We start from the raw sequence: 15033 nt of genomic DNA, 5'->3' as shown, positions 1-15033 counted from the left end.
GGGGCCGGCAACGGCCGTGGCTCCCAGGCTGCCGCGCCATCCTCGTCGTTGCCCCACACATAGCCCAGTACCGTGTCGGATTCGTCCGCCACGGCAAAATAACGGACGGGGCCATCCGTCCTGTAGCCATAGTCCGGAGGCCCGTCGCTGCGCTCGAAGTGCAGGTCCTCATCGAAGCGCGGATTGGGCCGCTGTTCCCTCCTCATTCGGGCTGTGCTCCGTCACTTCTCGATGGGGGTGGTCAGCCCTTGTTCGCCAGTTCTTTGAGTTCATCGAGAGTCGTGGACTCGGCCGGCGAGCCGGATACGACGCGGCTGCCCTGGATGTCGCTCGTGTCCCGGACCAGCTCGGCGAGCAGGGCGGTGGGGGCGATCTCGCGCGCCTTCGCGTCCCGCAGCTTCCGAAGCCATGCGGCGCCGGCGTTGATCTCGGGGGCTCCGAGCCCTGGCGGCACAACCCAGCCGGCTGCATCGTCCTTGTCGTCCGCCCACACGTACCCGATCACCACGCCGTTGTCGGCGGCCACCCGTACGTACTCCACAGGCCCCTGCGCGACACGGTTGTAGCGGGGCGGCCCGGCGATGCGCTTGAACTGCATGTCTTCTTCGAAGTGCGGATGGGGTCGGTTTTCGCTGGTCACCCTCACTCCGGGTTGGCCAGTCTCCTGACCACGTCGGCGTTCGCCGCCTCGGTCAAGGACCCGGGCACGACGTGGCTGCTCTTCGTGGGGTCCGACTCCTGAACCATTTCAGCCAGGGCGGCGGAAGGCGCAATGCCCCGGGCCTTCGCGTCGTGGAGCTTCCTGGCCCATCTGGCGCCCTTGTTGAATGCCTCGTCGCCGCCCGCCTTGCGGACCACCCATCCGGCGGCGTCGTCCTCGTCGTTCGCCCAGACATAGCCGATCACGTCACCGTCTCTGTCCGCGACGGTGAGGTAGTGAACAGGCTTCTGGGACAGATGGCTGTAGCGCGGTGGTCCACCGGGCGCCGCGTTGAACAACAGATCCTCGTTCAAGCGCGGATTAGGTCCCGGATCAGGTCGCTGTTCCCTGCTCATACGTGCAATGCTCCCTTACTTTGCAGGTAGGACTTCCCCGTAGACCTGGGCCTGGCCATTGTCCATGAATACACGGGTCACCCTGAACTCGGAACCACGGGCCAGGAGCAGCTCCCGTTCCTCCACGTCGAACTTGCTGACCTTCTCCAGCCAGAGTGCGGGCGTCCCCTTCGGCACACGGAGATGCAGGATCGCCTCCTTGCCCGCGAAGCTGGGCACCGGGTGATTGCCGAGGGAAGTGGAGGTGTATCCCTTGTCAGGGTAGGTATTGCCCAGCATGTCGAGCGGAGACTCCAGGTTGAGGTAACCCAGACCAGTACCTCGGACGACCATGATGTCTTCGGGAACAGGCCGGGTCGACATGACTCTGTCCATCTCGCCGATGTCATGCAGCACCTCGGGCCTCGGCCCGAAGCCGGGCGTGCCTCGCAGATGGCCGTTCATGTCGTGGTACGAGGGGAACGTCTCGCCGGTGTAGTCCCAGAGCGCCTGCTTCGCCGACGGGTCCAGGTTGTCGACGTAGTCGTTCCAGTAGTCCCGGCCGTATTCGATCGCCGCCAGGTCGTCAGTGAACGGGACGGTGCCATCGGCGAGTTCGGCTGCAGCGACCCGGTGCTTCGCGGCAGTCGAGAGTTCATCGAAGTCGTCCGCAGAGATGTGCGGGGTGTACTTGAAGTCGTCCGCCGCGCCGGCGACATCAGTCCCGTCCGCACCGTGGTGGCCGGCCGTCGCCGCGTCGTCCGCGCCGTGCAGTGCGTCTCCGGTTGCGCCGTGCGGGTCGACGTGTCCACCGGTGTCACCGGCGTGCGCCGCATCGTCGGCGTGTGCGGCCGCGTCGTCGGCGTGCCCGCCGGGGTGTGAGGCGTCGTGCCCGTGCGTACCCGGTGCGTCGTGCCCGTGCGTGGCTGGTATGTCGTGCCCCGGGCCGTGCGGGCCCGTGGTCGGGACGTCGTGCCCCGCAGCCGTCGGGAAGTGCTCCCCGGGAACGTGCGCTGCCGGTCCGCCGGGTATGTGGCTTGCTGGACCGCCGGGCACGTGGCCCGCGGTGTCGAACGCCGCAGGGGCAGGGCCGAACGAGCCGCTCGGGACGTGGCCTGCCGGTGTGCCGGGTATGTGACCCGCAGGGCTCCCCGGCACGTGTCCCGCCGGGTCGAAGGCTGCCGGGGCGGGCCCGAAGGAACCGTTCGGTACGTGGGTCGCCGGAGCGCCGGGCACATGGCTGCCGCCGCCGGTCGGCACGTTGTCGAAGCCGCCACCCGTGTGCGGCACATCGGGGATGCCGCTTCCGGCATGGACTCCGGGCACCGACGTGGGCTGGATCTGCCAGGAGGTGGGCAGCGACGTCCCGGGGACCGTGGCGTGCGGGATCGATGGTGTGTCGATTGCGCCGGTCGGCGGGATGAGGTTGCCGTTGGGGTCCAGCACGTGTCCGTCGGGCAACTGGAACGAGCCGTCGGGGAATGTGGGGATTTCGACGTTGCCGATGCCCTTGAGGCCTTTGGTGATGTCGCCGATTTTGGAGAGGCCTGCGCCTGCGCCTTTGGCGATGTAGGTCATGGGGTCGATGACCTTGCCGGCTTTGCCTGCGACGGAGAGGACCTTGGCGACGGCGCCGGCTTTGCCGGCGCCGGAGACTCCGGCGCCTGCGCCGCCGGTGAAGACGGTGGTCAGGACGTTGAAGGTGACGGCTCCGGCGGCGCGTCCGGGGTTCTTGCCCCATTCGTCCCAGGCGACGAGTGCTTTGCCGGTTTCCTTCATCGCGGTGCGTGAGTCACGCAGCCAGGAGGGGAGTTTGTCGTCGGGCAGGGTCCAGAACAGGGCGCCTGCGCCGGGGATCGAGGTGATCGCGAGGCCGGTGGCGAGTTGGGCGAGGCCTTTCCAGGCCTGGCCCATGGCGTCCCAGCCGCCGAACCCGACGAGGGTTCCCAGGCCCTTGATGGTGCCCCAGATCCCGTCGACGATCAGTCCGTCCCAGACGAACGATTTGACCCAGTGGCCGACTTCCCAGACGTGGTGCTTTTCCTCGACCGGGTCGCCCCAGGGGAGTTTCGCGTTCTTGAGGTCGTCGGCGTTGAATCCGTACTGGTCTTTGCGGTCGGATCCGTCGCCGGCGACCATCTGGGTTCCGCCGAACAGGGCGGTGATCTTGTTGTGGCAGGTGCGTTCGGCGGCCCAGAACGCGGCGACGGTCGCGGTGACGTCGTCGCGGAGCTGGTTGTGCTCGTCGACCTTGTCCTCGTCGTATTCCCAGTCGTCGTCGCCCTTGTTCGCGTTGACGAACGTCGTCGCGTCCGTCTTCAGCTGCTCGAGCTTCGCGGCCAGCGGGCGGACTTCGGTGGCGTAGTCGGAGAGGGCGGTGGAGACTTTTTCCAGGTCGTCGGCGAAGGTGTCGGCCCGGTCCTGGACCGGTTTCGTCGACGCGAAGAGTTTCTCCGCCTCGGGTGCCTGGTAGTAGGCGGACAGGCCCTGGAACTGGGTGTGGACGTCGGATCCGGTGCTGCGGATGTGCCCGGCGTCCGTCTTGAGGCTGCCGTAGTCCTTCTCCAGCTGGCCGAGGTTGCCGGTGAACTGCGGTATCGCTTCCGGCTTGATCACTTGGTCTGCACCCCGGGCTTCGTCAGGTCCAGGTCCGGGATGCCCAAAGCCTTGCGCTGCGATTCGGCGGCCATTTCCAGGTCACCGTTGAGGTAGGCGGTCGTCGCGTCCACCGCGCCGGTCAGGGATTTCCCGGCCCGGGCGGCGATGAACTTCAGGTCTGTCGTGGCGTGTTCGGCGTACTGCGACAGGGCGAGAGCGACCAGGCCGCCACCGGCCTTCTCCCCGCCCTCACCACCGTCCTCCGCGGTGATCGTGCCCGCACTCGTCGCCGCCGACGTCAGATGCGTGCCGTACGACTTCGCGTACGTCTCGATCTTCCCCGCCGTCTCACCCGTCGTCTTCAGCACACCCTGAATACCCTGCGGCTTCAGATCCCACCCGGTCATGCCCTACCCCATGCTCCCCGTCACCGACCGGCGCCCAACCGCACCCAGGCCGGCCGATGTTGTCCACCGCGGCTTCCGTCCGCGTATCAGCCGATGTTGTCGACGGCTGCCTTCGCGCGCGTGATCGTGTGCTGCGCGGTGCCGTCGTTCTTCTCCAGCGTCGTCTTCAGCAGCTGGATGATGCTCTTGACCTCCTGCGAGGCCCGGTTCCACCGCATTTCCTTGCCGTGGTACTCATCCGCCACACCGTCCGCGGTGAAGTCCGCCATCGCGGCCTTCACCTGGCCGTCACGCGCCGCGATCACTTCCTCCAGACGCGCGATCACGACCTGGATGTTGCCCTGCGCATCCGCCGACGCACCCGTGTCATACGCACGACGATCACTGCCACCAGCCATCAGAAACCCCAACCCCTACTGCTCAGCGTCCGCCGAAGCGGGCCGCGTCGAAGTTCGCGGCGCCCATCTGCTGACGCGCGTTGTCACCCTGCTCCTGGTCACCCGAGCCGAACGCCTGCTCCATGCCCGACTGACCACCCAGCAGCGCCGACAGCGAACCGTTCAACGCCGCCGTGATCTCGTCCGACCGGTTCTTGAACGAATCGAACGCCACCCGCCCCGCACCGTTGAACTTCCCCTCCAACGGCGCCGCCGCCTGCACCAGTTGACGGATCAGCGTGCCCAAGTCATCACTCGAACCACGCGACTTCGACGTCAGATTGGACAGAACCTGCGCCCCCATGTCGAACTTCATTCGCTTCCCCCTGTCAGGCCGAGTGATCGCACAGGAGACCATCCTCGCGAACGCGGCGCGCCCGTTCAACCGGCGATCCCGGCCCTGGCCGACGCATGGCACGGCCGCGCGTGATCAAAGGCATGTGAAGGGGATATTCAGGTCATCGCGGGTTCGCGGGTTCGCGGGATCTCCAGAAGTTCTTCGCGGGATCTCCGTCGGTCAGTGACGCCCCGCCAGCCGGTCCGCCGCCTTGGCGATGGGGTCGGTTCCCGGGCGGGGGGAGGTGAGTTCGCGGCGGTCCGCGGTGCGGTAGGCCGCGTACATGCCGTGGACGCCGATCCAGCGGAAGGGTTCCGGTTCCCAGCGGCGGACCTTGTGGTTGACCCAGGGGAGGGTCGTCAGGTCGGTGGGGCCCGACTGGCCGGAGTCCTGCTGGATCAGGTCGCGCAGGGTGCGGGCGGCGAGGTTGGTGGTGGCGACGCCGGAGCCGACGTAACCGCCGGCCCAGCCCAGGCCGGTGGAGCGGTCGAGAGTGACGGTGGCGCACCAGTCGCGGGGGACGCCGAGGACCCCGGACCAGGCGTGGTCGATGCGGACGCCCGCCGTGGTGGGGAAGAAGCGAACCAGGATGTCGCGGAGCGCCTCGATGGTGGCGGGCTGGGTGCGGCCGTCGTTGTCGGTGGCGGAGCCGTAGCGGTAGGGGACTCCCCGGCCGCCGAGTGCGATGCGGTCGTCGGCGGTGCGCTGGGCGTACATGTAGGCGTGGGCCATGTCGCCGAGGGTCTCGCGGCCGTCCCAGCCGATGGTGTCCCAGATCTCCTTGGGGAGCGGCTCGGTGGCGATCATCGAGGAGTTCATCGGGAGCCAGGTGCGGCGCTGGCCCTTGAGTCCCGAGGTGAAGCCTTCGGTGCAGCGCAGGATGTACGGGGCGCGGACGGTGCCGTACGGGGTGTGGGCGTGCTTGGGCTTGATCTCGGTGACGGGGGTCGATTCGTGGATGGTGACGCCGAGCGCTTCGACGGCGTCGGCGAGGCCCTTGACGAGTTTGACCGGGTGCAGGCGGGCGCCGTGCGGGGTCCAGGTGGAGCCGACGGCTCCGGTGACACGGATGCGCTCGGCGGTCTCGCGGGCGCCGCGCAGGACGCGGTCGGTCTCGCCGAAGGCGATCTCCACGGAGTGGAAGTCCTTGAGGCGGGCCAGCTGGGCGGGGGTGTACGCGACTTCGAGGACGCCGCCCCGGTGGATGTCTGCGTCGATGTTCTCCTCGGCGGCGACGCGTACGACTTCGTCGACGGTTTCGTTCATCGCCTTCTGGAGGCGGACCGCGGCGTCGTGGCCGTGGAGTTTCGCGTAGCGGTCGCGGCCCGCGATGCCGTTGTAGAGCCAGCCGCCGTTGCGTCCGGAAGCGCCGTAGCCGCAGAACTTGGCTTCCAGGACGGTGATGTTGAGGAAGGGGACGGCCTTCTTGAGGTAGTAGGCGGTCCACAGGCCGGTGTATCCGCCGCCGACGATGCAGACGTCGGCCGTGGTGTCGCCGGGCAGGGGTTCGCGGGCTGTGGGGGTGCCCTGATCCGCGTACCAGAACGATATTCCGCCGTTGACCGTGCTGACGGTGCTCATGTTGCCCCTGCTTGTCCGGTGTGAAGCCGAGTCTGTGTGAAGCCCGAGTTCCTGTGTGGCGGGACGTTACTGCGCGAGGGGTGGTTTCGTCGTCCCCCGGGTGAGCGGGTAGCAGGCGAGACCGATGAGTGCGGCGGTGAAGTGGCCGAGGTCGGTGAAGGTGCGGCCGGTGATCAGGGGGACGCCGTAGACGACGAGGACGGCGAAGAGGTACGCCAGCCGCCAGGGGTGGGGGACGTGGTAGGTGAGGACGGCGACCACACCCGCGAGTGCGTAACTGACCCCGACGTCCAGGGTGTTGACGGCGGACACGGGCGCCTGCCCGTGGCGGACGGCCCAGGCGAGGACGCCCTCGCTGACGAGCGTGGCCAGGACGTGCGCGAGCGCGGCGACCGCGAACCACCGCAGCGTGCCGAGCCAGCGCTCGGCGGGGGCGTGGAAGACCGTGAAGAGGAAGGCGTACGTGAGCCAGTGGCCGCCCTCGATCCAGAAGGCGCTGGAGATGAGGACGCGTACCGGGTCGCGGAGGAGCTCGTGGATGTTCGTCGAGCGCTGGCGCAGGAAGTCCTCTTCGAAGTCGGGTGACATCTGGTGCACGACGAAGGTCGTGGCGAAGAGGATCGTCAGCCAGATGTAGGTGCCGGGGGCGCTGCGGATCCAGCAGCCGATGGCGCGGATGGCTCGCGCGGGGGCCGGGTGTGCGGGTGGGGAAGGGCTGCTCGGGGCCATAGTCGATTGATGCACGGTCCTACGATCGGGTGCGTGATTGACATTCCGGACGCGCTGATCGCCACCCGGTCCAAGTACAACGGGGAGGCCGGGCGGGCGTTCGTGGCCGCGCTGCCCGGGCTCGCGGACCGCTTCCTGGGGGAGTGGGGGCTGCGGCGGGACGGGGCCGCGATGTACGGGGTGTGTGCGCTGGTGCTGCCGGTGGCGCGCACGTCGGACGGCCGGCCGGCGGCGCTGAAGCTTCAGGCGCAGGACGAGGAGACGGCGGGGGAGCCGGTCGCGCTGCGGGTCTGGGGCGAGGCAGGTGCGGGAGCGGTGGGGCTGCTCGACCACGACCCCGGGACCGGCACGATGCTGCTGGAACGGCTGGACGAGCGGCGGCCGCTGTCGGAGGTGGCCGATGAGCGGGCGGCGGTCGAGGTGCTCGCCGGGCTGCTGGCCCGGCTGACGTCCGTACCTGCGCCGGACGGGCTGCGCCGGCTCGGGGATGCCGCGGAGCGGATGCTGGACGGAGTGGCGCGGGCGGTGGCCGGGCTGGCGGACGCGGACGAACGGCGGCTGCTGAGGGACTGCGCGGCGGCGGTACGGGAGGTGGCGGGCGAACCGGGGGACCGGCTGCTCCACTGGGACCTGCACTACGACAACATCCTGGCCGGGCGGGCCGACGAGGGCCGGGCGCACGAGTGGATCGCACTGGACCCGAAGCCTTCCCCAAGCTCTTAAGGAGCAGGGGAGACCTCATTGCCGGGGACCCCGGTTTCGATCTGATGCCCGCCCTGGCCAACCGGTTCGACGCGTCGGCGGTGCGGTGGCGGTTCGATCTGATGACGGAGGCGCTGGGGCTGGACCGGGAGCGGGCGCGGGCCTGGACACTGGGGCGGGCGCTTCAGAACGGCCTCTGGGGTGTGGCGGAGGGCGGACACCGGCTGCCACCGGATCAGGTGGAGATCGCCCGGCAGCTGCTGGGGCGGGGGTGAGTGAGGGAGGAGCAGGGGCGAGCGGCGGCACAGGGCGGACGCGTGTTTACGCTGCCCTCATGATTCGTACCGCTACCGCTGCCGATGTCCCTGTCATTCACGCGATGGTCCGCGAGCTGGCCGACTACGAGAAGGCGCTCCATGAGGCGAACGCCACCGAGGAGCAGCTGCGCGAGGCACTGTTCGGTGAGCGGCCCGCAGCGTATGCGCACATCGCCGAGTCCGACGAGGACGGCGAGATCGTCGGCTTCGCGCTGTGGTTCCTGAACTTCTCGACGTGGCGCGGGGTGCACGGCATCTACCTGGAGGACCTGTACGTACGTCCGGACCGGCGCGGTGGCGGGCACGGGAAGGCGCTGCTGACGGAGCTGGCGAGGATCTGTGTGGAGCGTGGTTACGAGCGTCTGGAGTGGTCGGTGCTGGACTGGAACGCCCCGTCCATCGCCTTCTACGACTCGCTGGGCGCGCGGCCGCAGGACGAGTGGACGGTGTACCGGCTGACGGACGGGGCGCTGGCGGAGCTCGGCAGCTGACCTCTGCCGCGCACCTCCTACGGCACGAGGACGACCTTGCCCATCGTGCCGCGCGTCTCCAGGGCGCGGTGGGCGGCGGCCGCTTCGGCGAGGGGGAAGCGCTGGACGGCGGGGCGCAGGCGTCCGGCGGCGGCTTCGGCGAGCGTGCGTTCTTCGAGGACGCGCAGGCCGCCCGCCTTCTGCATCATCGCCGGTCCGAGGACGCTCTCGGACGTGATGCCGCGTTCGGTGAGTTCCTCGTCGGTGAAGGTGAGCGGGGACCCGTTGTGGAGTCCTTCGCCGGACCAGCCGAAGACGATGTGCTGCCCGCCCTTGCCGAGGAGGTCGACGGCCGCGCGGCCGGTGACGCCGCCCACGGAGTCGTAGACGACGGTGGCGCGGCGGCCGAGGCCGTCCAGGTGGGCGCGGACCCGCCGGGGCCAGTCGGGGAGGGTGTAGTCGACGGCGAGGTCGGCGCCGTTGGCCCTGACTGCGGCGGTCTTGGCGGGACCGCCGGCCAGGCCTATGACGGTGGCCCCGGCGTTCTTGGCGTACTGCACGAGCAGGGTGCCGATACCGCCTGCGGCGGCCGGGACCAGGGCGATGGAGTAGGGGCCCAGGTCGGTGAACTGCAGGATGCCGAGTGTGGTGCGACCGGTGCCGATCATGGCGACGGCTTCGGCTTCGTCGAGGCCGGGCGGGATCCGGTGGAGCCTGTCGGCGTCGGTGACGGCGAGTTCGGCGTAACCGCCGGGGGCCGTGCCGAGATGGGCGACGACGCGGTTGCCGAGCAGCCCGGGGTCGGTGGACTCGCCGAGCATGTCGACCGTTCCGGCGACTTCCCGGCCGGGGACGGTGGGCAGCTCGGCGGGGGCCGGGAAGGGGCCCGTCATGCCCTCGCGCAGGGCGGTGTCCAGGAGGTGCACGCCCGCCGCGGCGACGGCGATACGGACCTGGCCGGGGCCGGGTAGGGGGTCGTCGGTCGTCTCGTACGTGAGGTTCTCGGCGGGGCCGAAGGTGTGGAGGCGGACGGCGTGCATGGCGGGCTCCCCGGGTCGACTGGCTGTCGGGGCTCACCCTCTGACCTCAACTCCGCTTGAGGTCAAGTGGCCGACGGGCCGGCCGCGGCTGTTCGCTCGCTCCGAGCGCGAGCACGGCGGCCTCCATAGCGCTGTTGAACGAGACCTCGCTGAGCAGTCCGGGCGCGGCGACCTGGTCGCCCGCGAGGTAGATGCCGTTGCCGCGGTCGATGGCCGGCCGGTCCCGCCAGGTGGTGCCGGGGCGGTCGACCGCGCCCGTACGGCCGCCGGCGAGGGCCTCGCGCCGCCACTCGACACGGTCGCGCCAGCCTGGGAAGCCGAGGTCGAGGAGGTCTTCGGCCCGGGCGATGCCGGCCGCCTTCGACTCGCCGGGGGCGACGGGAATCTGGCCCTGGACGAGCTGCCGGCCCGCCGGGGCGAGGGTGCGGTCCTGGGCGGTGAAGCGTTCGGTCCAGCCGGGGGCGTCCAGGTCGGAGACGGCGAACGCGTCGCCGCGCCGGGTGCGCAGCGCCAGGTCGATCAGCGCGGTCCTGCCGCTGTCCCACGTCAGGGTGGGGTCACGGAGCAGGCCGCGGGCGGCGTCGAGGGAGGTGGCGACGACGACCGGGCCGCTGCGGGCCAGGTGGTCGAGGGTGCTCGGGTCGATCCGGGTCGCCGTCTCGATCCGGACGCTCAGATTCCAGGCGCGCGCGGCCATCCGGTCGATGACCTGCGCCCAGCCGCCGACGGGGTAGCGGGCCTCGGGCGGCAGTGCGGCGGCGCGGCGCAGCCGCTCCTGGACGAACGCGGCGGAGAGCGAACCAGGGTCGTGGTGGTAGAGCGCGACAGCGGCGAAATGCGCGGCCGTGCGGGCGCCCTCCTCGCCGACCTGAGCGGTGGCCCAGGTGCGGAAATCGGTGTCGACGGGGGCGTGTTCGGCCCGGCGGCGGGTCAGCCGGAGGAGGGCGAGGGGTGGGGTCCTGCGCAGGGTGCCGCCCAGCCGGAAGCGGAGTTTGCCGGCCTGGCGCAGCGGCACGGCGGCGGTCGGGCCGAGGAGGTCGCGCTGCGCGAGCCAGGTCCAGTGCGGTCCCCGGCAGTACAGGGCGTGGGGTCCGTCATTGGTGCGATACGGGCCTTCGGCGGTCCTGGCGCGGCCGCCGAGGGTGTGGTGGGCCTCGTGGACGGTCACCAGGGCACCGGACTCGGCGGCCGTGATCGCTGCGGTGAACCCGGCGAGGCCGCCGCCGATGATGTGGATGCGCTGCATGTTCCGGTCCCCTCGGTCGAAGAACGCGTCATGGAGGGGACGGCCGGAAGCGCCGATGTGTGACATCGGCGCGGGGCGTTGTCGGTGGCATGGGTCACGATGGGGCCCATGGCACGTAACAGCAGGGGTGATGGCCGGGGCGGGAAGGGCGTCGTGGCGGCGGCGCGGCGGCCGGAGGTGCGGCTGCCGCCGCTCGTTCCGTACGACGGGGAGGGACTGGAGCCGGACGGCGACTACGACGGTGTGCGGTTCGAGGGGGTGGATTTCGCGGACGGGTCGGGGCCGGGCGCGCGGTTCATGGACTGCGCGCTGGAGGGGTGCGGTCTCGACCGTACGGAGCTGGTCAGGGCGCGTTTCATCGACTCGGTGCTGACCGGGGTTCGGGGTGTCGGCACCGACCTGGCGGGGGCGTCGCTGCGCGATGTGGAGGTGGTGGACGCACGGCTGGGCGGGGTGCAGCTGCACGGTGCGGTGCTGGAGCGGGTGCATGTGCGAGGCGGGAAGATCGACTACCTGAATCTGCGGAAGGCGCGGCTGACGGACGTGGTCTTCGAGAGCTGTGTGCTGTCCGAGCCGGACTTCGGGGACGCGCAGCTGGTGCGGGTGGAGTTCCGGGACTGTGTGCTGAAGCGGGCCGACTTCAGCTCCGCGCGGATGGACGCGGTGGATCTGCGGACGGCCGCCGAGCTGGACATCGCGCGGGGGGTGGAGCGGCTGGCGGGGGCGGTGATCAGCCCGATGCAGCTGATGGAGCTGGCACCGGCCTTCGCGGCACAGATCGGGGTGCGGGTGGAGGCGTAGAGGGTTGCCCCGGCCCTCCGGGACAGGTCAGACGCGGGGGAAGCGGGCCTGGAGGTCCCAGATCAGAGGGTTGTCGGCGAGCCCCTCGTGCATGTCGGCGAGGTCCGCGATCAGGTCGTGCAGGAAGTCGCGGGCCTCGCGGCGCAGGAGGGAGTGGCTGAAGGTCAGCGGGGGCTCGTCGCCGGGCATCCAGTCGGCCTCGACGTCGACCCAGCCGAAGCGGCGCTCGAAGAGCATCCGGTCGGACGATTCGGTGAAGTCGAGCTCGGCGAACTGCCGCCGGTGCGAACGGCTGCCGCGGGGGTCCTGGTCGATCTGCTCGACGATGTCGCAGAGCGCCCAGGCGAAGTCGAGCACGGGAACCCATCCCCAGGCTGTGGATACTTCGCGGTCCGCCTTGGTGTCCGCGAGGTAGACGTCCCCGGAGAAGAGATCGTGCCGCAGGGCGTGGGCGTCCGCGCGGCGGTAGTCGGTCTGCGGGGGATCGGGGAAGCGTCGGGAGAGGGAGTAGCCGATGTCGAGCACAGTTCGATGGTGTCATGCCCGGGGGTGCGCCGACGCCGGAGCGGTGGGTGCCCCACTGCCCCGGGGCCGTGGGCGCCCGGCGCCCCGGTGGTCCTCGCCGCAGGCGGCCTGCCTCACGGCAGCAGCCGCTGCTCCTTCGCCACGGACACGGCGCCTGCGCGGGTGTCGACGCCGAGTTTGTCGTAGATGCGGCCCAGGTGCGTCTTGACCGTGGCCTCGCTGATGAACAGGGCCCGGGCGATCTCCCGGTTGCCCAGGCCCTGGGACAGCTGGCCCAGGATGTCGCGTTCGCGGTCCGTGAGCGTCGGCAGGGGGCTGCGCATGCGGGCCATGGGTCAGTGTCAGCGCGGCCTCCGTGGCGTCCGCGTGCTCCCTCACATTGGCCAGGGCCCCCTGGGCGATGCGCAGCAGTGCGGACTGCGCCCGGTCGGGCAGTGCCGCGTCCGGCGTCCCCTCCACATGGCAGCGAACGGTGAGCAGTCCGTGGGCCTGCGCCGTTTCGCGGGTGGCCAGTGCGCGCAGCGCCGCCTCCAGGCCGCCACCTTCCGCGAGGTCTGCCGGTGCCAGGTCGTGGACGAAGCGGCGCGCTTCGGCGAGGTTGCGCTCGGCGATGCCGGTGGCGGTACGGACATGGCGGCGGGCGGTCGCCGGGTCGGCGTCCCAGGTGCGGTCCGCGGCCTGGAGCAGCATCTGCTGGCTGGACAGGCCCTGCGCGAGGGTGTCGTGGATCTCCATGGAGAGCCGCTGGCGTTCGGCAAGGGTTCCTTCGCGGCGTTCGGTGGCGGCGAGTTCGCGGCGGGTACGCAGCAGATCGTCGATCAGTTCGCGCTGGCGCGCGGCCTGGCGCTGCATGTGGACGAAGACCGCGGTCGCGGTGGCTGCCACGGCGGGGGGCGCGAGCACCAGGTTCGGGTCGAAGCCGTGGGCCAGCCGCAACTGCGCGGCCACGACGAACACGGTGAGCAGGGTGACGAGGACGAGCGCGGCGCGCGGCGGGAGCAGCCGCAGCCCGGTGTAGAAGAGCGGCACCGCGCACCAGGCGAAGCTCGGCGCGAGGACGACGAGCACCATCCATACGGCCACAAGCACGCCGAGCCGGGCCAGCCGGCGCGGGGTGGGGCGAGAACCGAGCACCGGGCCCAGCAGATACAGCGCGGCGAGCGCGACGGACAGCGCGATGATCCACGGGGTGCGGTCCTCGCCGGGGTGGCGGAGCAGGAAGCGGGCCAGGGACGCGCCGAGCAGCAGGAAGAACGCGGCGTGCATGAGCAGCGCGAGCCACCGGGCATCCGGGTCGGTGGCTTCGGTTCGGTGCTCCACCTCGTACCTCTTACTCCCTGCCGACTGCCCAAGAGCTACTGCTTCACCTGCGCGGATACATCCATGGTGACCCGGGGCGGCCACCCCCGCATCAACCGATCGGCCGATGGGTCCGTCAGCCGTCCTGCGCGCGGTGTCGAGCCGGTACGTCGACGTCACGGGGCCGGATCCGGTCGGAGGATCGATCGCAGAGACCGCCTGACCGGATCACCGCACAGGCGGAACGCCATCGAATCGTCGAGGAGCCCCACCATGAAGAAGATGCCGTTGCGCACCCGTGTCCTCACCGGTGCCGTCGCCGCCGCGCTCGGCGCCGGAACTTTCGGTGCCGTGTCCGCGAGCGCCTCCGCACCCGCTGCTGCGCCTGCCGCCGCCGTCACGGCCGACACGGCGGACCGGAACCTTCAGCAGACCACCCATCTGACAGTCGCCGCCGCCACCAAGGCCGCGCGGGCCGCCCTCGACGCCGCCGAGAAGGAGAACCAGCGTGTGGCGGTCGCCGTCGTCGACCGGAACGGCAACACCGTCGTGACGCTGCGCGGCGACGGCTCCGGCCCGCAGGCGTACGAGTCCGCCGAGAAGAAGGCGTACACCGCTGTCTCCTGGAACGCTCCCACCTCCGTGCTCGCGGGCCGCCTGGCGCAGGCCCCGAACCTGAAGGACATCCCTGGCACCCTGTTCCTCGCGGGCGGCGCCCCGGTGCAGGTCGAGGACGCACCGGTGGCCGGCATCGGAGTGGCCGGTGCTCCCAGCGGCGACCTCGACGAGAAGTTCGCCCGGGCGGGCGTCGCCGCACTCGCCAAGTAGGACAGCCGACCACAGCCCAGGAGAAACCGCGGATGAACACCCTCGATCAGGACCTCCTCCGAGCCGCGCGCACCGGTGACACCGATGCCGCACGAACCGCGATCGAGGGCGGCGCCCGCGTCGACGTCCGCGATGAGGAGCGGCGCACCCCGCTGCTCCTCGCCGTGCACGGCGACCATGTCCCGCTCGCCCGGCTGCTCGTCGAGGCGGGTGCTGATCCCGATGCGCAGGACCGGCGCGAGGACAGTCCCTGGCTGGCGACCGGCGTCACCGGCAGCGTCGCGATGCTGCACACCCTGCTGCCGGCCGGTCCCGACCTGAAGCTCCGTAACCGGTTCGGCGGCATCGCGCTGATCCCGGCGAGCGAGCGCGGCCACGTCGGTTACGTACGGGAGCTGCTCCGCGTCACGGACATCGACGTCGACCACGTCAACCGGCTCGGCTGGACCGCCCTGCTGGAGGCCGTGATCCTGGGCGACGGCGGCCGGGCGCACCAGGAGATCGTCGAACTGCTGCTGGCGGCGGGCGCGACCCCCGGTCTGCCGGACGGAGACGGGGTGACGGCGCTGGAACATGCGGAGCGGCGCGGGTTCGCGGAAATCGCGGCGCTGCTGCGGAACAGGGACCCGAGGTGAGCATCCGCCGATCCGTCAATCCGACATTCCGCACATAGGATCACTG

The 15033-nt window shown here is 70.6% G+C and carries 16 protein-coding genes and 2 pseudogenes; 5 read left to right on the top strand and 13 right to left on the bottom strand.

What is annotated here, in order from left to right; all coding sequences use genetic code 11:
• Positions 1-241: 241 nt before the first annotated feature.
• The 8 genes from OHA03_RS11995 to OHA03_RS11960 form a co-directional block, all read right to left on the bottom strand.
• Positions 242-640 (bottom strand): hypothetical protein, encoded by a 399-nt coding sequence (locus OHA03_RS11995; protein WP_267003511.1) that lies wholly within the window; start codon positions 638-640, stop codon positions 242-244.
• A 2-nt stretch (positions 641-642) separates the two neighbouring features.
• A complete protein-coding gene (locus OHA03_RS11990; RefSeq protein WP_267003509.1) occupies positions 643-1014 on the bottom strand; it encodes a hypothetical protein in 372 nt (123 codons plus the stop codon).
• Positions 1015-1071: 57 nt separating this feature from the next.
• Entirely contained in the window at positions 1072-3651 is a 2580-nt protein-coding gene (locus OHA03_RS11985) for an ADP-ribosyltransferase (protein WP_267003507.1), read from the bottom strand.
• Positions 3648-4040, bottom strand: coding sequence for a DUF6507 family protein (locus OHA03_RS11980; RefSeq protein WP_267003505.1), 393 nt, complete (start codon positions 4038-4040; stop codon positions 3648-3650). Before OHA03_RS11980 ends, OHA03_RS11985 begins: the two co-directional genes overlap by 4 nt.
• 86 nt (positions 4041-4126) lie before the next feature.
• Positions 4127-4438, bottom strand: coding sequence for a pore-forming ESAT-6 family protein (locus tag OHA03_RS11975; protein ID WP_267003503.1), 312 nt, complete (start codon positions 4436-4438; stop codon positions 4127-4129).
• Positions 4439-4460: 22 nt separating this feature from the next.
• Entirely contained in the window at positions 4461-4793 is a 333-nt protein-coding gene (locus OHA03_RS11970; RefSeq protein WP_267003501.1) for a hypothetical protein, read from the bottom strand.
• A gap of 201 nt (positions 4794-4994) precedes the next feature.
• On the bottom strand, positions 4995-6395 hold the full coding sequence (locus OHA03_RS11965; protein ID WP_267003498.1) for an FAD-binding oxidoreductase: 1401 nt from the start codon (positions 6393-6395) through the stop codon (positions 4995-4997).
• Positions 6396-6461: 66 nt separating this feature from the next.
• Positions 6462-7124 (bottom strand): rhomboid-like protein, encoded by a 663-nt coding sequence (locus OHA03_RS11960; RefSeq protein WP_267008021.1) that lies wholly within the window; start codon positions 7122-7124, stop codon positions 6462-6464.
• A gap of 33 nt (positions 7125-7157) precedes the next feature.
• Between OHA03_RS11960 and OHA03_RS11955 the strand changes: the two are divergent.
• Both OHA03_RS11955 and OHA03_RS11950 read left to right on the top strand, forming a co-directional pair.
• Positions 7158-8101: pseudogene (locus tag OHA03_RS11955) on the top strand (aminoglycoside phosphotransferase family protein).
• Between the two features lie 59 nt (positions 8102-8160).
• Positions 8161-8634 (top strand): GNAT family N-acetyltransferase, encoded by a 474-nt coding sequence (locus OHA03_RS11950; protein WP_267003496.1) that lies wholly within the window; start codon positions 8161-8163, stop codon positions 8632-8634.
• Between the two features lie 17 nt (positions 8635-8651).
• On the opposite strand, the gene OHA03_RS11945 is transcribed toward OHA03_RS11950, so the two are convergent.
• Both OHA03_RS11945 and OHA03_RS11940 read right to left on the bottom strand, forming a co-directional pair.
• Complete coding sequence (locus OHA03_RS11945) at positions 8652-9653, bottom strand: zinc-binding dehydrogenase (protein ID WP_267003494.1); 1002 nt, start codon at positions 9651-9653, stop codon at positions 8652-8654.
• 46 nt (positions 9654-9699) lie between these two features.
• The gene (locus OHA03_RS11940) at positions 9700-10899 is read right to left on the bottom strand and encodes an NAD(P)-binding protein (RefSeq protein ID WP_267003492.1); all 1200 of its coding nucleotides are present in this window, start codon (positions 10897-10899) and stop codon (positions 9700-9702) included.
• A 99-nt stretch (positions 10900-10998) separates the two neighbouring features.
• Between OHA03_RS11940 and OHA03_RS11935 the strand changes: the two genes are divergently transcribed.
• Positions 10999-11700, top strand: coding sequence for a pentapeptide repeat-containing protein (locus OHA03_RS11935; protein WP_267003490.1), 702 nt, complete (start codon positions 10999-11001; stop codon positions 11698-11700).
• A gap of 27 nt (positions 11701-11727) precedes the next feature.
• Here the strand turns inward: OHA03_RS11935 and OHA03_RS11930 are convergent, their stop codons facing one another.
• From OHA03_RS11930 to OHA03_RS11920, 3 genes and pseudogenes are all read right to left on the bottom strand, one after another.
• Positions 11728-12225, bottom strand: coding sequence for a hypothetical protein (locus tag OHA03_RS11930; protein WP_267003488.1), 498 nt, complete (start codon positions 12223-12225; stop codon positions 11728-11730).
• Between the two features lie 113 nt (positions 12226-12338).
• A complete protein-coding gene (locus OHA03_RS11925; RefSeq protein ID WP_267008020.1) occupies positions 12339-12548 on the bottom strand; it encodes a response regulator transcription factor in 210 nt (69 codons plus the stop codon).
• Between the two features lie 7 nt (positions 12549-12555).
• Positions 12556-13491, bottom strand: a pseudogene (locus OHA03_RS11920) (sensor histidine kinase); the annotation flags it as partial.
• 306 nt (positions 13492-13797) lie between these two features.
• On the opposite strand from OHA03_RS11920, the gene OHA03_RS11915 reads away from it, so the two are divergent.
• Entirely contained in the window at positions 13798-14352 is a 555-nt protein-coding gene (locus OHA03_RS11915) for a heme-binding protein (protein WP_267003486.1), read from the top strand.
• A 32-nt stretch (positions 14353-14384) separates the two neighbouring features.
• On the top strand, positions 14385-14987 hold the full coding sequence (locus tag OHA03_RS11910; protein ID WP_267003484.1) for an ankyrin repeat domain-containing protein: 603 nt from the start codon (positions 14385-14387) through the stop codon (positions 14985-14987).
• The last annotated feature ends 46 nt before the right edge of the window (positions 14988-15033 follow it).

The sequence above is a fragment of the Streptomyces sp. NBC_00154 genome (genome assembly GCF_026342835.1).
Lineage (GTDB): Bacteria > Actinomycetota > Actinomycetes > Streptomycetales > Streptomycetaceae > Streptomyces.
This window is presented reverse-complemented; position numbering and strand designations above follow the sequence as displayed.